Annotated in this window: 14 protein-coding genes; 6 read left to right on the forward strand and 8 right to left on the reverse strand. The window is 60.4% G+C overall.

All coding sequences use genetic code 11. The features are described from left to right. Window positions 1-44: 44 nt before the first annotated feature. The 3 genes from M5G26_RS22930 (at window position 45) to M5G26_RS22940 (ending at window position 4,059) form a co-directional block, all read left to right on the forward strand. The gene (locus tag M5G26_RS22930; protein ID WP_273916555.1) at window positions 45-1,973 is read left to right on the forward strand and encodes a RecQ family ATP-dependent DNA helicase; all 1,929 of its coding nucleotides are present in this window, start codon (window positions 45-47) and stop codon (window positions 1,971-1,973) included. Between the two features lie 213 nt (window positions 1,974-2,186). After that, the gene (locus tag M5G26_RS22935; RefSeq protein WP_273916556.1) at window positions 2,187-3,413 is read left to right on the forward strand and encodes a 3-hydroxyacyl-CoA dehydrogenase; all 1,227 of its coding nucleotides are present in this window, start codon (window positions 2,187-2,189) and stop codon (window positions 3,411-3,413) included. Between the two features lie 220 nt (window positions 3,414-3,633). Beyond that, window positions 3,634-4,059 (forward strand): acyl-CoA thioesterase, encoded by a 426-nt coding sequence (locus M5G26_RS22940; RefSeq protein ID WP_273916557.1) that lies wholly within the window; start codon window positions 3,634-3,636, stop codon window positions 4,057-4,059. 54 nt (window positions 4,060-4,113) lie between these two features. On the opposite strand, the gene M5G26_RS22945 is transcribed toward M5G26_RS22940, so the two are convergent. The 4 genes from M5G26_RS22945 to M5G26_RS22960 all read right to left on the reverse strand — a co-directional run bounded on the left by M5G26_RS22945 (window position 4,114) and on the right by M5G26_RS22960 (window position 9,051). Next, a complete protein-coding gene (locus M5G26_RS22945; protein ID WP_016986401.1) occupies window positions 4,114-4,596 on the reverse strand; it encodes a glycine zipper domain-containing protein in 483 nt (160 codons plus the stop codon). A 290-nt stretch (window positions 4,597-4,886) separates the two neighbouring features. After that, window positions 4,887-7,235 carry an FdhF/YdeP family oxidoreductase gene (locus tag M5G26_RS22950; RefSeq protein ID WP_273916558.1) on the reverse strand — a complete coding sequence of 783 codons (2,349 nt, stop codon included), beginning with the start codon at window positions 7,233-7,235 and terminating at the stop codon, window positions 4,887-4,889. Continuing rightward, window positions 7,232-8,071, reverse strand: a complete 840-nt coding sequence (gene fdhD, locus M5G26_RS22955; protein ID WP_007909076.1) for a formate dehydrogenase accessory sulfurtransferase FdhD — start codon at window positions 8,069-8,071, stop codon at window positions 7,232-7,234. The genes M5G26_RS22950 and fdhD overlap by 4 nt, the downstream gene beginning before the upstream one ends. A gap of 92 nt (window positions 8,072-8,163) precedes the next feature. After that, window positions 8,164-9,051 carry a LysR family transcriptional regulator gene (locus M5G26_RS22960; protein WP_273916559.1) on the reverse strand — a complete coding sequence of 296 codons (888 nt, stop codon included), beginning with the start codon at window positions 9,049-9,051 and terminating at the stop codon, window positions 8,164-8,166. A gap of 138 nt (window positions 9,052-9,189) precedes the next feature. On the opposite strand from M5G26_RS22960, the gene lysM reads away from it, so the two are divergent. After that, window positions 9,190-9,630 carry a peptidoglycan-binding protein LysM gene (lysM, locus tag M5G26_RS22965; RefSeq protein WP_105706156.1) on the forward strand — a complete coding sequence of 147 codons (441 nt, stop codon included), beginning with the start codon at window positions 9,190-9,192 and terminating at the stop codon, window positions 9,628-9,630. 100 nt (window positions 9,631-9,730) lie between these two features. On the opposite strand, the gene yrfG is transcribed toward lysM, so the two are convergent. Continuing rightward, window positions 9,731-10,393 (reverse strand): GMP/IMP nucleotidase, encoded by a 663-nt coding sequence (yrfG, locus tag M5G26_RS22970; RefSeq protein ID WP_150692917.1) that lies wholly within the window; start codon window positions 10,391-10,393, stop codon window positions 9,731-9,733. A gap of 89 nt (window positions 10,394-10,482) precedes the next feature. Here yrfG and nudE point away from each other — a divergent pair, with 89 nt between their 5' ends. Then, the gene (gene nudE / locus M5G26_RS22975) at window positions 10,483-11,049 is read left to right on the forward strand and encodes an ADP compounds hydrolase NudE (protein WP_077570256.1); all 567 of its coding nucleotides are present in this window, start codon (window positions 10,483-10,485) and stop codon (window positions 11,047-11,049) included. Window positions 11,050-11,060: 11 nt separating this feature from the next. Next, entirely contained in the window at window positions 11,061-11,888 is an 828-nt protein-coding gene (gene cysQ / locus M5G26_RS22980; RefSeq protein WP_273916611.1) for a 3'(2'),5'-bisphosphate nucleotidase CysQ, read from the forward strand. A gap of 205 nt (window positions 11,889-12,093) precedes the next feature. Here the strand turns inward: cysQ and M5G26_RS22985 are convergent, their stop codons facing one another. The 3 genes from M5G26_RS22985 to M5G26_RS22995 are packed head-to-tail and all read right to left on the reverse strand — an operon-like array spanning window position 12,094 to window position 15,736. Further along, window positions 12,094-12,549, reverse strand: a complete 456-nt coding sequence (locus tag M5G26_RS22985) for a thioesterase domain-containing protein (protein ID WP_273916560.1) — start codon at window positions 12,547-12,549, stop codon at window positions 12,094-12,096. Beyond that, the gene (locus tag M5G26_RS22990; protein ID WP_273916561.1) at window positions 12,546-13,931 is read right to left on the reverse strand and encodes a sigma-54-dependent transcriptional regulator; all 1,386 of its coding nucleotides are present in this window, start codon (window positions 13,929-13,931) and stop codon (window positions 12,546-12,548) included. Before M5G26_RS22990 ends, M5G26_RS22985 begins: the two co-directional genes overlap by 4 nt. Next, window positions 13,928-15,736, reverse strand: coding sequence for a sensor histidine kinase (locus M5G26_RS22995; RefSeq protein ID WP_273916562.1), 1,809 nt, complete (start codon window positions 15,734-15,736; stop codon window positions 13,928-13,930). The genes M5G26_RS22990 and M5G26_RS22995 overlap by 4 nt, the downstream gene beginning before the upstream one ends. Window position 15,737 lies beyond the last annotated feature (1 nt).

Below are 15,737 nucleotides of genomic sequence, written 5' to 3' on the forward strand. Positions count from 1 at the left end.
CCGCTAGGCTGTTGGCATGGCAGCAGTCAATGGAGTGACAGCGAATGCACAACACCCTGGAACAGGTTTTTGGTTTTCCACAGTTTCGACCCGGTCAAGAAACCGCGATCAGCGCGGTGCTTGCCGGGCGCTCGGCGGCGGCGATTTTTCCCACCGGTTCCGGCAAGTCGATTTGCTATCAATTGCCGGCGCTGATGCTGCCGCACCTGACGTTGGTGGTCTCGCCGTTACTGGCGCTGATGCAGGATCAACTGGCCTTCTTGCAGCGACACGGTATTTCGGCCGGCAGCATCGATTCGGCGCAGAGCCGCGATGACGCCAATGATGTGATGGCCCGCGCCCGTTCGGGCGAATTGAAGATTTTGATGATCTCGGTGGAGCGCTTGAAGAACGAGCGCTTTCGCAATTTTTTGCAGCAGGTACCGATCTCGCTGCTGGTGGTGGACGAGGCGCATTGCATCTCGGAATGGGGCCACAATTTCCGCCCCGACTACCTGAAGTTGCCGGACTATCAGCGCCAGTTCAACATCCCGCAAACCTTGCTGCTGACGGCCACCGCCACGCCGAAAGTCATCGCCGACATGCAGGCCAAATTCGCTATCGCCGCTGAAGATGTGGTGACCACCGGTTTCTATCGGCCCAACCTCAATCTGCTGGTGGAGCCGGTACGTGGCCAGGACAAGCGTCGGCGTCTGGTCGAGTGGATGGCCGAGCGGCCGGGGCAACCGAGCATCGTCTACGTGACCTTGCAGAAGACCGCTGAACACATCGCCGAACACCTTGAGCGTAACGGCATTCAGGCAGAGGCGTATCACGCCGGTTTAGCCCACGACAAACGCGAAGCGATCCAGAAACGCTTCATGGCCGGGCAATCCAATTGCATCGTCGCGACCATCGCTTTCGGCATGGGCATCGACAAAAGTGACATCCGCAATGTCGTGCACTTCGACCTGCCGAAATCCATCGAAAACTACAGTCAGGAAATCGGCCGTGCCGGGCGTGACGGGCAGCCGTCGGACTGTCTGGTATTGGCCAATCGCGACAGCCTCAACGTGCTGGAAAACTTCGTCTACGGCGATACGCCGGAGCGCGACGGCATTCGCTATGTACTCGACGAGTTGAAAGCTTCGGTGCCGGAAGGGCAGTGGGAGTTTCTGCTCGGGCCATTGGCGGATCAGAGCAACATTCGCGCACTGCCGCTGAAGACTTTGCTGGTGCAGCTGGAACTGCGCGGTTTGATCGCGCCGCGCTACGCCTATTACGCCGAATACCGTTTCAAATACCTGCTGGAACCGGAAGCGCTGCTTGAACGTTTCGATGGTGAGCGCAGGGATTTCGTCGCTGCAATTATTCAGACCTCGACGCGTGCACGCACTTGGGCCACGGTTAATTTCGAGTCGATGTACGCGCAGTATTCCGCCGAGCGCAATCGAGTGGTGAAGGCGCTGGATTACTTTCAGGAGAAGGGCTGGGTCGAACTGGAAAGCAAGCAGATGACCGAGGTCTATAGCCTGCTGCGAAGCGACTTCGACAGCGATGCTCTGAGCGCTGAACTGCACGAATATTTCACCCGGCATGAGCAGGCCGAAGTCGCGCGTATCCACGCGATGCTTGAAGTCTTCGCCAGCGAGCGCTGCCTGGGCTATCGCCTGGCCGAGTATTTCGGGGATCGCAATGCGCCTGAGCAGTGTGGGCATTGTTCGGTGTGTCACGGGCAGGTTGCGCGGTTGCCGGCACCACCGGAGTTGCCAGCGCTTGTGGATAAAAACTTTGCAGCACTGTGCGGCGATTTTATCCACAGGCATGAGCAGCACGCCGGGGTTATCCCGACGGCGGAGCGGCTGACACGGTTTTTGTGCGGGATCAGCGTGCCGTTGTTCACCAAGCTCAAGGCGCGAGCGATTCCGGGGTTTGCGGCGTTGGAAGAATACCCCTACGGCGAAGTCCGCAGCTGGGCGCAAGAGCACCTCTGATCGTTGTAGGAGCTGCCGAAGGCTGCGATCTTTTGATGTTGATTTGTTCAAGATCAAAAGATCGCAGCCTTCGGCAGCTCCTACATTAAGTGTCATCAAGGCGGGGGCTCTATCCATCCGCTGAATGTCGATCATCACGGTAATAAACTTCAAAAAACGTCGTTGGCTGACTATGGTTGAGGTCTGTCTTTGGATCGCCAACAAGAGAACAACATGAGCCAGACATCCTTCGATATTCAGCAGGCCGCGGTGATCGGCGCGGGCACCATGGGCCGGGGCATTGTCATGTGCCTGGCCAATGCCGGGGTGACGGTGAAATGGGTGGATAACAATCCACAGATGCTTGAACAGGCACTCGCCACCGTGGCCGAGACCTATACACACAACGTGCGCCAAGGCCGGATTGATCAGGCCGAGGCGGATGCCCGTTTGGCGCGGGTCAGTGCGGCGGCGGATTACGCGGCGATTCGCAATGTCGATCTGGTGATCGAGGCGGTGTACGAAAATCTTGAGCTGAAGCAGAAGATCTTTCGTGAGCTGGATGGCTTGCTCAAGCCTGAAGCACTGTTGGCGAGCAATACCTCGGCGTTGGATATCGATGCGATTGCTGCGGCGACCCGTCGCCCGGAGCAAGTGCTGGGCCTGCATTTCTTCAGCCCGGCGCACATCATGAAATTGCTGGAAATCGTTCGCGGTGCGCAGACTTCGCCAGCGGTGCTGGATGCAGCGCTGGCGCTGGGCAAACGCATGGGCAAGGTCAGCGTGGTGTCGGGCAACTGTCACGGTTTTATTGGCAATCGCATGTTGCACCCGTATGTGCTGGAGGCGCGCAAGATGTTGCTTGAAGGCGCTTATCCACAGCAGGTCGACGCGGCGCTGCAAGGTTTTGGTTTTGCCATGGGGCCGTTTCGCATGTACGACGTGGTCGGCATCGATCTGGAGTGGCGTGCGCGCGAATTGGCCGGCAAGGGTCAGGAGGCGCCAGAGGTACAGGTGGATAACCGTTTGTGCGAGATGGGCCGGTTCGGGCAGAAGTCTGGCAATGGTTATTACCATTACGAGCCAGGCAGTCGTCAGGCTGAGCCCGATCCTGAGGTCGATGCGCTGGTATTGCGGGTCAGCGAAGGGCTGGGCTTCCAGCGCCGCGAGATCGGCCCGGAGGAGATTCTGGAGCGTTGTCTGTTGGCACTGGTTAACGAAGGCGCGAAGATTTTGCAGGAGGGCATTGCCCAATCGGCGCACGACATCGATTTGGTGTATCTGAATGGCTACGGATTCCCGGCGGACAAGGGCGGGCCGATGGCTTGGGCGGATCAGCAAGGGCTGGCGGCTATTCATCAGCGCTTGCTTGCGCTGGAGACGCGGCAGGGCGATCAGTGGAAACCGGCGCGGTTGATTGGTGAGTTGGCGGCGCAGGGTAGGCGGTTTGCTCAGGATTAGTGTTGAAGTCAAAATCTTACCCCCTCACCCCAGCCCTCTCCCCCAAGGGGGCGAGGGGGAAGGGAGCCGATCTGCGTGGGTTTCAGCATTTGAGTTCGACTCGAAAGGATCAGGTCGGTGTATTTCGAGAAAACACCTCGGTCAGTCCCCTCTACCTCTGGGAGAGGGCTAGGGTGAGGGCAAGCGGCCTCACTGAAAACACAAGAGAATCAGCCCAACCATGTCCACCCCTCAACGCACCGACTACCCACACTTCCAGCCCATCACCACACGCTGGCACGACAACGACGCTTACGGTCACGTCAACAACGTCACCTACTACAGCTTCTTCGACACGGCCGTGAACACCTACCTGATTCAGGTCGGTGGTCTGGATATCCATGACGGTGAGGTGGTGGGATTTGTGGTCAGTTCGGCGTGCGATTACTTCGCCTCGATCGCCTTCCCGGATCTGATCGAGATCGGTCTGCGGGTCGGCAAGCTGGGCAACAGTTCGGTGCAGTACGAATTGGCAGTGTTCAAGGTCGGCGAAAGCGAGGCGTGTGCGGCCGGGCGCTTCGTTCACGTATTCGTCGATCGGGCGAGCAACCAGCCAGTGCCGATTCCCGCCCAGCTGCGGCAGGCACTGGAATACCTTGTGGTTTAAAAAAGGCAAAAAAATCGCAGCCCGAGGGCTGCGATTTTTGTTCAAGCATTCGCCTTAACGGTGGCGATAGTACTTGTGATGCTTGCGGTGGCCGTAGGCATGGCCGCGACCACGGTGGTCGTCGCGATAGTAGCGACGATCATCATGGCGACGGTCGTAACGACGATCGTCGTCATCGCTCTTGTTACCCATGTAGTTGCCCAGCGCGCCACCGGCGCCGCCACCTGCTGCGGAGCCGATCAGGCTGCCGGTGGTGCCGCCCATGCTGCGGCCAACCACGTTACCGCCGGCTGCGCCCAACGCACCACCGATGGCGGCTTCGCCACGGCTGCGTTTGTCGGCGCCGACCGCACTACCACCCGCGCCGCCCAAGGCTGCGCCGATGGTGGAACCTGTATTGCCGCCTAAGGACTGACCGACGACCGAGCCAAGAACCCCGCCCAATGCGCCGCCCACACCTGCTTCGGTGGTGCCGCCTGCGGAAGCAAAACCACTGACCAGGCCAAGGGACAACAAGAGAATCGAGGAGAACTTCATAGAGGAGCCTCAAAGGGATGACGGCGCCGATCCTGAGGCTGTGTAACAAGCGTGACAATCGAAATCCGACGAATAACACGACTTGTATACAACTTTGCAAGTTGCTGTTTTTTCACCGGAACTTAACTGTTTTTTGCCGGTCTTTAGCTACTTCGGACAGGCCGCTTTTGTGAAAAAGCGGCCTTTTTTGTGGGCGGTTGAAAAGCAGAAGCGAAAAGATCGCAGCCTTCGGCAGCTCCTACAGGAACCGGTGTAGGAGCTGCCGAAGGCTGCGATCTTTTGATTTTGAATTAAGCAGATTTGGCCATGATCAACCCAGTCTCACTCGCCGCCTCCAGCTGAATCGCAATGAACTTCGATGTCGGCGTATGGCTGCCATCCCCGGTGCTCTCCAATGGCACCAGCGGATTCACTTCCGGGTAATAAGCCGCCGCTTGGCCCGCTGGAATGTCAAACGCCAGCAAGGTGAAGCCCTTCACCCGGCGCTCACGACCATCGTCCCATATCGAAACAATGTCAGCCTTCTGCCCCGGCCGGAAGCCCAGACGAATGATGTCCGCCTCGTTGGCGAACAACACATCACGCTGACCCTTGACCCCGCGATAGCGGTCGTCGAGGCCATAAATCGTCGTGTTGTACTGATCGTGGGAGCGCATCGATTGCAGGATCAGATCCGGCAGTTGTCCGGTCGCGCGGGTGCGTTCGTGCACCAGATCTTTCGGCAGCATATTGGCGCGGAAATTGGCCCGGCCCGATGGCGTGTTCCACTTGCGCGCGCCAGCGCTGTTACCGAGGTAGAAACCGCCCGGGTTTTTGATCTTCTCGTTGAATTCTTTGAAGTTGGGAATGGTGTCGGCGATCAGTTCGCGGATGCGCCCGTAATCGGCCACCAGCCAGTTCCAGTCCACCGGTTTGCTGCCCAGCGTGGCTGCAGCGATGCCGGCAATGATCGACGGCTCGGAGCGCATCTGGTTCGACAGCGGCTGCAACTGACCGTTGGAAGCGTGAACCATGCTGAACGAGTCTTCCACGGTGACCGCTTGCGGGCCTTCAGTCTGGATGTCGATGTCAGTCCGACCGAGGCACGGCAGGATCAGTGCGTCTTTACCGTGAGCCAGGTGGCTGCGGTTGAGCTTGGTGCTTATCTGCACGGTCAGGTCGCAATTGCGCAGTGCGGCGAAGGTACGCGGGCTGTCCGGCGTGGCTTGGGCGAAGTTGCCGCCCAGACCGATGAAGACCTTGGCGCGACCCTCAGCCATTGCGTGGATCGCTTCAACCACGTTGTGGCCGTTGTGGCGCGGCACCTTGAACTGGAAGCGTCGTTCCAGCGAATCGAGGAACGCCACCGGCGGACGCTCGTTGATGCCCATCGTGCGGTCGCCCTGCACGTTACTGTGGCCGCGCACCGGGCACAGGCCTGCGCCCGGTTTGCCGATGTTGCCGCGCAGCAGCATCAGGTTGGCGATTTCCTGGATGGTCGGCACCGAATGGCGATGCTGGGTGATGCCCATCGCCCAGCACATGATCACGTTTTTGCCTTTGGCGTACATGCGCGCGGCTTGCTCGATTTCTACAAGGGTCAGGCCGGATTGCTCGACGATCTGATCCCACGGGGTGTCATCGACCACGCCCAGATACTCGAGAACGTTGGCGCTGTGGGCGTTGAGGAAGTCGTGATCGAACACGGCAGGTTCGCCAGCCTTCTGCGCATCGCGCTCCCACTGCAGAAGGAACTTGGCCATGCCGCGCAGCAGCGCCATGTCGCCACCGAGGGCTGGACGGAAATACGCGGTGTTGGTCGGTTTATCGCCGTTGGTGAGCATTTCAATCGGGTGCTGCGGGTGCTGGAAACGCTCCAGACCGCGCTCTTTCAACGGGTTGATGCACACCACTTGCGCGCCGCGCTTCACCGCCTCACGCAACGGTTCGAGCATGCGCGGGTGGTTGGTGCCCGGGTTCTGGCCCCAGACGAAAATTGCATCGGCGTGCTCGAAGTCGTCGAAAGTTACGGTGCCTTTGCCGACGCCAACGCTTTGCGCCAAGGCGACACCGCTGGCCTCGTGGCACATGTTCGAGCAGTCAGGGAAGTTGTTGGTGCCGTAAGCGCGCACGAACAGCTGATACAGGTACGCCGCCTCGTTGCTGGCGCGACCCGAGGTGTAGAACTCGGCCAGATCCGGACTCGGCAGGCTTTGCAGGTGCCTGGCGATCAGCGTGTAGGCGTCGTCCCAGCTGATGGGTTTGTAGCGATCGGTTTCGGCGTCGTAGACCATCGGCTCGGTCAGACGACCCTGATACTCGAGCCAGTAATCGCTCTGCTCCAGCAGCGAAGTGACGCTGTGTTTGGCGAAGAACTTGGCGTCCACACGACGCTTGGTCGCTTCCCAGTTCACCGCTTTCGCGCCGTTCTCGCAGAACTTGACCATGCCGCTTTCCGGCGAATCGCCCCACGCGCAACCCGGGCAGTCGAAGCCGCCGTTCTGGTTGGTCTTGAGCATCATGCGCAGGTTTTTCAGCGCGTTGTCGCTGGTCAACCAGGCCTGGGCCACACTGATCAGGGCACCCCAGCCGCCGGCGGCACCTTTGTAAGGCTTGTAGCGCGGGACAGGTTTCTGGTCGGCTTGATGATGTTGGCTCACGCTTGATTCTCCATCGCGGGGCTATACACCCGCGGCGCACTTTTCTGCGGCAGGTGGATGAGATTGAGGTTGTGTCGACGGGCCCATTGCACGGCAAGGCCCGTGGGTGCGGACAGGCTGACCAGGGTCTGGATGCCGGCGCGCAAGACTTTCTGGATCAATTCGAGGCTGCAACGGCTGGTGACAATCGCCAGTCCGCCTTCTGTGGATATCTTCTGGCGGATCAGCCCGCCGATCAGCTTGTCGAGGGCGTTGTGCCGGCCGATGTCTTCGCGCCCGAGCAGCAATTCGCCGCTGGCGTTCATGAATACCGCCGCGTGCACCGCACCGCAGTACTGGCCCAAAGGTTGAAATGCACTGATGCGCTGACGCAAACCGTCGAGCCACTCAATCGGCGGCAACGGCGCACCGGGCAACACCTTCAGATCGGGCAGTGCTTGCTCGACCGCTTCAACGCCGCACAATCCGCAACCGCTGGTGCCAGCCATTTGCCGGCGCTGCTGCTTGAGGTTCCAGAACGCGCGATTGGCGATGGTTACTTGCGCATATTGTGCGGAGCCTGCGCCGGTCAATTGCAGGTCATAGATGTCGGTGGCATCGATGATGATGCCGCTGCCGAGGCTGAAGCCGACGATGAAGTCTTCCAGGTCGGTCGGTGTCACCAGCATCACTGCCTGACTGATGCCGTTGTAGGCGATCGCCAACGCAACTTCCTCGGCCAGCGCGGTGCTGGCCGATTCTTCGCGGGGTAAATCGCTGTAACTGTAGGTCTGGCTGGCGGCAGGCGCGGGCGTTTCAAGTGCAGGCGCCGCGCAGGCTGGGCGCTTGGCGTTCATGGCATCACCGACGGTTTGATCAACGTTAAGACTAGGCGCGGCAAGTTGTCGCGTCTAATCGCTAGTGTCGATCTATCGATAGATGCCGTCGATCAAGAGGCCGTTGGCGATTTCTGATAGAGCGCGAAACAGGCCTCGGCCAGCGCTGAGCGTGGCGCCCCGCGACGCATGATCAGCCCCAACGGGGCGAGGGTCTGGGCATTTTCGATGGGTTGCAGGCGCAGGTGGTCGGTGAGTTTTTCCAGCCCGCCATCCAGCGGCATGATCGCGCAGCAAAAACCGCCGTGCACGGCTTGTAACAATTGATGGACGGCGTCGGTTTGCAGCAACGGTTGCGGGGTCAGGCCACGGCTGTGGAAGTTGTGGTCGATGGACTGGCGAAAATGCATGCCGCTGGTGAGCATGCCCAGCGGCAGTTCGATCAGCGATTCCCAGCTCAACGGTGCGTCGCCGAAGGTAAAGCTGCGCTGGTCGTACAAAAGGCCCATGCGGGTTTCATTGAAGGCTAGTGATTCGAAACGTTCGTGATCCAGACGATCCAGGTAGGACACGCCGAGATCGATGCGGTTGTTCGCCAGGTGTTCGAGGATCTGTTCAGAACTCAGCGCCGACATTTCAAAACGCAGATTCGGGTGGGCGCTGTGCAGGCGTTGCATCAACGGCAGCGGATCGAAACTCGACAGCGGCACCACGCCCAGTCGCAGCGTGCCGATCAGATTGCCGCGACACGCCGCCGCTTCCGCCTGCAAACCGTCATAGGCCGCCATCACCGAACGTGCCCACGCCAGCACGCGCTCGCCCGGTGCGGTGAAACCTTCGAAGCGCTGGCCACGGTTGACCAGCGGCAGGTCGAGTTCTTCTTCAAGGCTGCGCAGGCGCATCGACAGGGTTGGCTGGGTGATGTGGCAACGCGCGGCGGCCTGGCCGAAGTGGCGGGTTTCGTCGAGGGCGATGAGGAATTTCAGCTGCTTGATGTCCATCTTCGCTCCGGGTGTTGGCGGGGGTGGGCGATTCTACCGCTTGCGCGGTGGCAGGGTCATTGGTCGGCTTGGAACCGGGTTTGTCCGCGGTGGTCTAGGCTTGGACGACTGACCCTTTATTCCATGGAGAGAACCACGATGAGTCTTTTAAGTTTTGTAAAAGAAGCCGGTGAAAAGCTGCTCGATCTTCTGACCCCGGGTAACGCCAATGCCAGTGAGCAGTTGAAGGAACACATCAGCAAGGTCGGTCTGGGCAATCCGAATGTGCAGGCGACGGTGGATGGCGACAAAGTGACTGTCACCGGTGAAGTCGCGAGTCAGGAAGAGAAAGAGAAGATTTTGCTGGCGGTGGGCAATATTGCCGGGGTTGGCAGCGTGGATGATCAGATCACCGTGACCGGCCCGGTGGTGGCTGCAGCAAAGTTTGTCGTGGTGAAAAAAGGCGACACCCTCAGCGCGATTTCCCTCGCCGTGTATGGCAATGCCAACCAGTACAACAAGATCTTCGAGGCCAACAAGCCGCTGCTGTCTCATCCGGACAAGATCTATCCGGGGCAGACTCTGCGTATTCCTGAGTAACACAATACCCCTGTAGGAGCTGCCGCAGGCTGCGATCTTTTGATTTTGATTTTTCCAAACAAGATCAAAAGATCGCAGCCTGCGGCAGCTCCTACAAAGATCAAAGGCCAGCGATCAGATTGCGATAATCCTCAACCGCCGCAAACTCGGCCGTGTCCTTCGGCCCCTTGCGGCTGTCCGGTTCTTTCACCGCCAACAAATGCGCGACACCAAAATCCCGCGCACTGCGAAGAATCGGCAAGGTATCGTCGATAAACAGACTGCGCGCCGGGTCAAAGCCGATGTCCGCCTGCAAGGCATCCCAGAACTGCGGGTTCTCCTTGGGAAACCCGTAATCATGCGAGCTGATCAGCCGTTCGAAATACGGCGCCAGCTCAATCCGTTCCAGCTTCAACGACAGTGAATCGCGGTGCGCGTTGGTGATCATGATCACCCGTTTGCCGGCGCGTTTGATCGCGTCCAGAAAGGTATCGGCATCCGGCCGCAAGGCAATCAGGTGCGCGGTTTCCAGCTTCAATTCACGCACCGACAACTTCAGCTCGGCACTCCAGAAATCCAGGCAATACCACTGCAATTGACCGGCATGGCGTTCGAACAACGGCTGCAATTCCATCTCGGCCATGGCCCGGCTGACCCCGTGCAGTTCGGCGTAGCGCTGCGGCAGATGTTCCAGCCAGAAGTGATTGTCGAAGTGCAGATCCAGCAGCGTGCCGTCCATGTCGAGCAGAACGGTATCGATGTCGGACCACGGTAATGAAGGCATGGCAACGTCTCGAAACGGTAGAAAGATATCCGACGTAAACAATCGGGAAAGCCGCGTTATAGTAGCGCGTTCACGCCAAGGAGCTTTGCATGCGCCAGAAACCCACCGTACTTGCCCGCGAGATCGTCGCCACCAGTCGTCTGTTTTGCGTCGAAGAACTCAAGCTGCGCTTTTCCAACGGCGTGGAACGCACTTACGAGCGTCTGGTCGGCAAAGGTGCGGGCTACGGCGCGGTAATGATCGTGGCGATGCTGGATGCCGAACACGCGGTGCTGGTCGAAGAGTATTGCGGCGGTACTGACGAATATGAGTTGTCCCTGCCCAAAGGCCTGATCGAGCCCGGCGAGGATGTATTGGCAGCGGCCGAGCGCGAACTCAAGGAAGAGGCCGGTTTTGGCGCGCGACAACTGGAACATCTGACCGAGCTGTCGCTGTCGCCCGGTTACATGAGCCAGAAGATTCAGGTGGTCCTGGCCACTGATTTGTACGAAGAGCGTCTGGAAGGCGACGAGCCCGAGCCGATGCGCGTCGATAAAGTGAACCTGCGCGAACTGTCGTCGCTGGCGCTCAATCCGCAATTTTCCGAAGGTCGTGCCCTGGCCGCCCTGTATTTGACCCGCGATCTGCTGACCCAGCGCGGGTTCTTCCCAGCATGAGTGACGTGTCGATGAATTTTCCCCATCCGTTGATGGCGCCAGTGGTTGAACTGGCATTGCAGGCCGGCGAGGCGATTTTGCCGTTCTGGCGCTCCGGCGTTGAAGTCACTGCCAAATCCGATGACTCGCCCGTGACGGCGGCGGATCTGGCCGCGCATCACCTGATCGTCGCCGGGCTGACGGCGCTGGATCCGAGCATTCCAGTGTTGTCGGAAGAAGACGCCAACATCCCACAAGACGTGCGCGCCGGCTGGCAGCGCTGGTGGTTGGTGGATCCGCTGGATGGCACCAAGGAGTTCATCAGCGGCAGTGAAGAGTTCACCGTCAACATCGCGTTGATCGAAAACGGCCGAGTAGTGTTTGGCGTGGTGTCGATGCCGACCAATGGTCGCTTTTACGTGGGCGGTGCCGGGCTTGGCGCATGGCGCTGCGACAAGGGCGGCACGCCGGTTTCGATTCAGGTGCGTGATGTGCCGGGGCCGGGCGAGGCGTTTACCGTGGTTGCCAGCCGTCGCCATTCGAGTCCCGAGCAGGAGCGCTTGCTGGCGGGGTTGAGTGCGAGTCTGGGCGAGTTGCAATTGGCGAACATTGGCAGCTCGCTGAAATTTTGCCTGGTGGCGGAAGGCGCGGCGGATTGCTATCCGCGACTGGCGCCGACTTCGCAGTGGGACACTGCGGCGGCGCAGGGCGTGCTGGAAGGTGCGGGTGGTGAGGTGTTGGATCTGCGCGGAGAAGCGTTCTGTTATCCGGCGCGGGAATCGCTGCGCAATGAGTTCTTTTTGGCATTGCCGGCGAAGGCGGCCTGGCGGGAAAGGTTGTTGGCGTTGGCCCGGGGTTAAGTGGGCTGATCGGCAATCGCCCTCACCCCAGCCCTCTCCCCCAGGAGAGGGAGCCGACCGAGGGATATTGGAAAGCAGCGCTGACCTGATCGAGGTTTGCTGAATCCATAATCGCTGCGATCTTTCAGGTCGATGTACAACGCCAGACACCTCGGTCAGTCCCCTCTCCCTCTGGGAGAGGGTTAGGGTGAGGGGCTGTTGATCTTCAGCGATGCAAAACGTACTGCCCGGTAAATGTCACTGCATCCTCATCGCTACCTGCATTGACGATCCGCGTATTCAACGTCAACCGTGCCCGCCCATAACGCCGATACATCGCGAGAAACTTCTTCCACACTGCCGCATCTGGCGCCGGGCAGATTGCCGTGGCGTCGCCGGTCACCGGAAGCGGATAACTGATCTGCCCCTCCTGAATCACAATGTGCCCGTCGGTGATTCCTTCTTCTTTCAGGCGCAAATGCAACCAGCCCCAACCGGCCAGCACCGCGCCGCAGTAAAGGCTGCCGCCGAACATGGTGCTCTTGTGATTGACGTTCGGATCGAGTGGCAGATGCAGACTCAACTGCTGTTCATGCCACTCAAGCACCTTCAGAGCCATGTCCCGAGTCAACGGAATGTCGTGATGCAGGACCGACTCCAGATAGCGACTGTCTGTACTCATTCGTTCTCGTCCCCCTGGCTGCTGTCGCCGAAGTTGAGGCCATGCTTGCGCAACTTGTCATGCAGGGTCTTGCGCGGAATGCCCAAGGCTTCGGCGAGGCTGCGTACGGAGCTGTGAGCGCGTGCCAGTTCGGCAGCGATCAATGATTTTTCGAAGTTTTCCACTTGCTCGCTGAGGCCGCCGTTGATGACTTCGACAGTGGTGGTGCCAGTGCCTTCAGCGCCGCTGTTATCCAGCGCCAGTTCCAGACCGAGGGCGAAGCGTTCGGCGGCATTCTGCAGTTCGCGCACGTTGCCTGGCCAGGTGTGACGCAGTAGCAAAGCGCGCTGCGCCGGTTGCAGTTCATGCGGCGGTAAACCGTGGCGGGCGCTGGCTTCATCGGCGTAATGCTGGAACAGCACCAGCGCATCTTCGCCGCGTTCGCGCAGTGGCGGAATGCGCAGTGGCGCAACGTTGAGGCGGTAATACAAGTCGGCGCGGAAGCGGCCCTGATCGGCGGCCTGACGCAGGTCTTCCTTGGTCGCGGCGATCACGCGGATGTCCAGCGGGATCAGTTGATTGCCACCCAGACGCTCGACCACGCGCTCCTGCAACATGCGCAGCAGTTTCACTTGCACGTCCATGCTCATGCTTTCGATTTCATCGAGAAACAGCGTGCCGCCATTGGCGAATTCGAATTTACCGATGCGGCGTTTTTGCGCACCGGTAAAAGCGCCGGGCTCGTGGCCGAACAGTTCGCTTTCCACCACCGACTCGGCCAGCGCGCCGGCGTTGATCGCTACGAACGGGCCGTTACGACGGCTGGACAAATCGTGCAAGGCGCGGGCGACCACTTCCTTACCCGCGCCGGTTTCACCGAGGATCAGCACGTCAGCTTTGGTCGCGGCCAGCGCGCCGATCTGTTCACGCAAACGCAGCATGGGAGTCGAGTGGCCGACCAGACGTGCACTCAATTCGTTGCGATCGCTGAGGGCCAGGCGCAGGCTGCGGTTGTCCAGCACCAGCCGGCGCAGGGCGAGCGCGCGGCGCACGCTGTCGAGCAGCGCGTCGCTGGCAAACGGTTTTTCAAGAAAGTCATAAGCGCCGGCACGCATGGCTTGCACCGCCAGCGGCACATCGCCGTGCCCAGTGATCAGCAGCACGGGTAATTCCGGATCCTGCGCGTGCAATTCGCTGAGCAACTCCAGACCGTCCATGCCCGGCATGCGAATGTCGCTGACCACCACGCCGGGCCAGTCACGCTCAAGCTGCGCCGCCAGACCCTTGGCTTCGGACAGCGGCAGAATTTTCAGGCCGGCCAGATCCAGTGTCTGGCCGAGGGCCTGACGCAGGTGCGGATCGTCGTCGATCAACACCACCTGAATGCGATTGTCGATGGTCATGCACTTCGATCCTCGGACGGTTGCAGGCTGACCCCGGGCGCACCGGCGCGCAGTCGCAGGGTAATCAAGGCGCCACCTTGCTTGTGGTTGGCGAACGACAGTTCACCACCGAAGGCGCGCATCAGGGTTTCACAGATTGCCAGGCCCAGGCCCAGGCCCTGAGTGCGGGTCTTGGTGGTGTAGAAGGGTTCGCTGGCGCGGCCGAGGGCTTCCATGCAGAACCCGGGGCCGTTGTCGCGAATGTACAGATTGACGCCTTCGGTGGTCGATTCGGCACTCAGCCAGAGTTTGCGCGGCGGGCCTTTCTCGGTGAGGGCATCGAGGGCGTTGGCCAGCAGATTGCCGAGCACCTGACGCAGGCGCGTTTCTCCAGCCTCGACCCACAGAGTGGCGGCGGGCAGATCGCGGATCAGCTCGACTTCCATGCTGCGGCGACGCTTGGCCAGCAGGGCAAGGGCATCGTCGAGCGCCGGTTGCAGGGCAACGCTTTCCGGCGCGTGGCGATCGCGGCGGGCAAAGGCGCGCAGGTGGGCGATGATCGAGGCCATGCGCCCGGTCAGTTCGCTGATCAGTTTGAGGTTGCCGCGCGCATCGTCGGTGCGCTGATGATCGAGCAGCACTTCGGCGTTTTCCGCGTAGCTGCGGATCGCTGCCAGCGGCTGATTGAGTTCGTGGCTGATGCTCGCTGACATGGTCCCCAGCGCCGACAACTTACCGGCCTGGACCAGATCGTCCTGGGCGCGCACCAGTTCCTGCTGGGCCTGTTCACGCTCCAGCACTTCTTCCTTCAAGCGCCGGTTGAGGCCTTCGAGGTCGCTGGTGCGCTCGGCGACGCGGCCTTCCAGTTCGCGACGTGCCTTGGCCTCGAACGCGATGCGTTCCAGATAATGCCGACGGCGCTGCATCATCAGACCGAGCAACAACATCACCACCAACAACGTGGCGCCGCCGATGGCCACTACGGTGCGCACCGGGCGGTCGATCAGCGTGCGCGGGGCGAGGATGCTCACGCTCCAGCCGGTTTCGGCGATGTCGTGGGTCTGGATCAGCCACGCGCTGGGGCTGAGGTTCAGCGGTCGCGGTTCGCGGGTCGGGTAGGGCTGAATGGCGGTAATCGCTGAGCGTTCGCCATCGCTCAATTTACGGGTCGAGCGAAAGCGCCATTCCGGACGCGACGTGAGGATGACCACGCCGTTGTGGTCGGTGACCAACAGTTGTTCCGGGGTTTTTCCCCACAGGCTTTCGGTGTGGTCGAGGTCGACCTTGATCACCAGCACGCCGATGATTTTTTCGCCGTTGCGCACGGCGGCGGCGAAGAAATAACCGCGTTTGGCCGACGTGGTGCCGAGGCCGAAGAAGCGCCCGAGACGTCCGGCCATGGCTTCGCTGAAGTACGGGCGGAAGGAGAAATTGCGGCCGACAAAACTGTCGTGCTTGTCCCAGTTCGACGCCGCCAGCGTCTGACCGCTGGTGTCCATCAGGTACATGACTTCGGCGCCAGTCTGCGCGGCAATGTTCTTCAGCAGGCGATTGGCATTGCCTTGGGTGACGCCGTCGTCTGGCGCGCCGAGTACCGAGCGCAGGGCGGGCAGGTCGCCGAGGATCTGTGGCAACACTTCATAACGGTGCAGCGTGCCTAGCAGGTTGGCGACGTAGAGGTCGAGGGTCTGGCGGTTCTGCCCGGCCAGTTCGCTGCGGTAATAGCGCTCGGCGAGATGCTCCAGCGGCCACAGCAGCGGCGCCAGACACAGGGCCAGCAGGGCGAGGCTGCGCCAGCGAGGTCTGCGGGGAAGAGTTGGTTTCATG

This window comes from Pseudomonas sp. TNT2022 ID642 (assembly GCF_028656995.1).
GTDB lineage: Bacteria > Pseudomonadota > Gammaproteobacteria > Pseudomonadales > Pseudomonadaceae > Aquipseudomonas.

Coding starts and splice junctions, on each gene's coding strand:
- yrfG (WP_150692917.1), bottom strand. CDS start 10,393: ATGCCTTCATTACCGTGGTCCGACATCGATACCGTTCTGCTCGACATG.
- M5G26_RS22960 (WP_273916559.1), bottom strand. CDS start 9,051: ATGGACATCAAGCAGCTGAAATTCCTCATCGCCCTCGACGAAACCCGC.
- fdhD (WP_007909076.1), bottom strand. CDS start 8,071: ATGAACGCCAAGCGCCCAGCCTGCGCGGCGCCTGCACTTGAAACGCCC.
- M5G26_RS22930 (WP_273916555.1), top strand. CDS start 45: ATGCACAACACCCTGGAACAGGTTTTTGGTTTTCCACAGTTTCGACCC.
- M5G26_RS22940 (WP_273916557.1), top strand. CDS start 3,634: ATGTCCACCCCTCAACGCACCGACTACCCACACTTCCAGCCCATCACC.
- cysQ (WP_273916611.1), top strand. CDS start 11,061: ATGAATTTTCCCCATCCGTTGATGGCGCCAGTGGTTGAACTGGCATTG.
- M5G26_RS22945 (WP_016986401.1), bottom strand. CDS start 4,596: ATGAAGTTCTCCTCGATTCTCTTGTTGTCCCTTGGCCTGGTCAGTGGT.
- lysM (WP_105706156.1), top strand. CDS start 9,190: ATGAGTCTTTTAAGTTTTGTAAAAGAAGCCGGTGAAAAGCTGCTCGAT.
- M5G26_RS22990 (WP_273916561.1), bottom strand. CDS start 13,931: ATGACCATCGACAATCGCATTCAGGTGGTGTTGATCGACGACGATCCG.
- M5G26_RS22935 (WP_273916556.1), top strand. CDS start 2,187: ATGAGCCAGACATCCTTCGATATTCAGCAGGCCGCGGTGATCGGCGCG.
- M5G26_RS22995 (WP_273916562.1), bottom strand. CDS start 15,736: ATGAAACCAACTCTTCCCCGCAGACCTCGCTGGCGCAGCCTCGCCCTG.
- nudE (WP_077570256.1), top strand. CDS start 10,483: ATGCGCCAGAAACCCACCGTACTTGCCCGCGAGATCGTCGCCACCAGT.
- M5G26_RS22985 (WP_273916560.1), bottom strand. CDS start 12,549: ATGAGTACAGACAGTCGCTATCTGGAGTCGGTCCTGCATCACGACATT.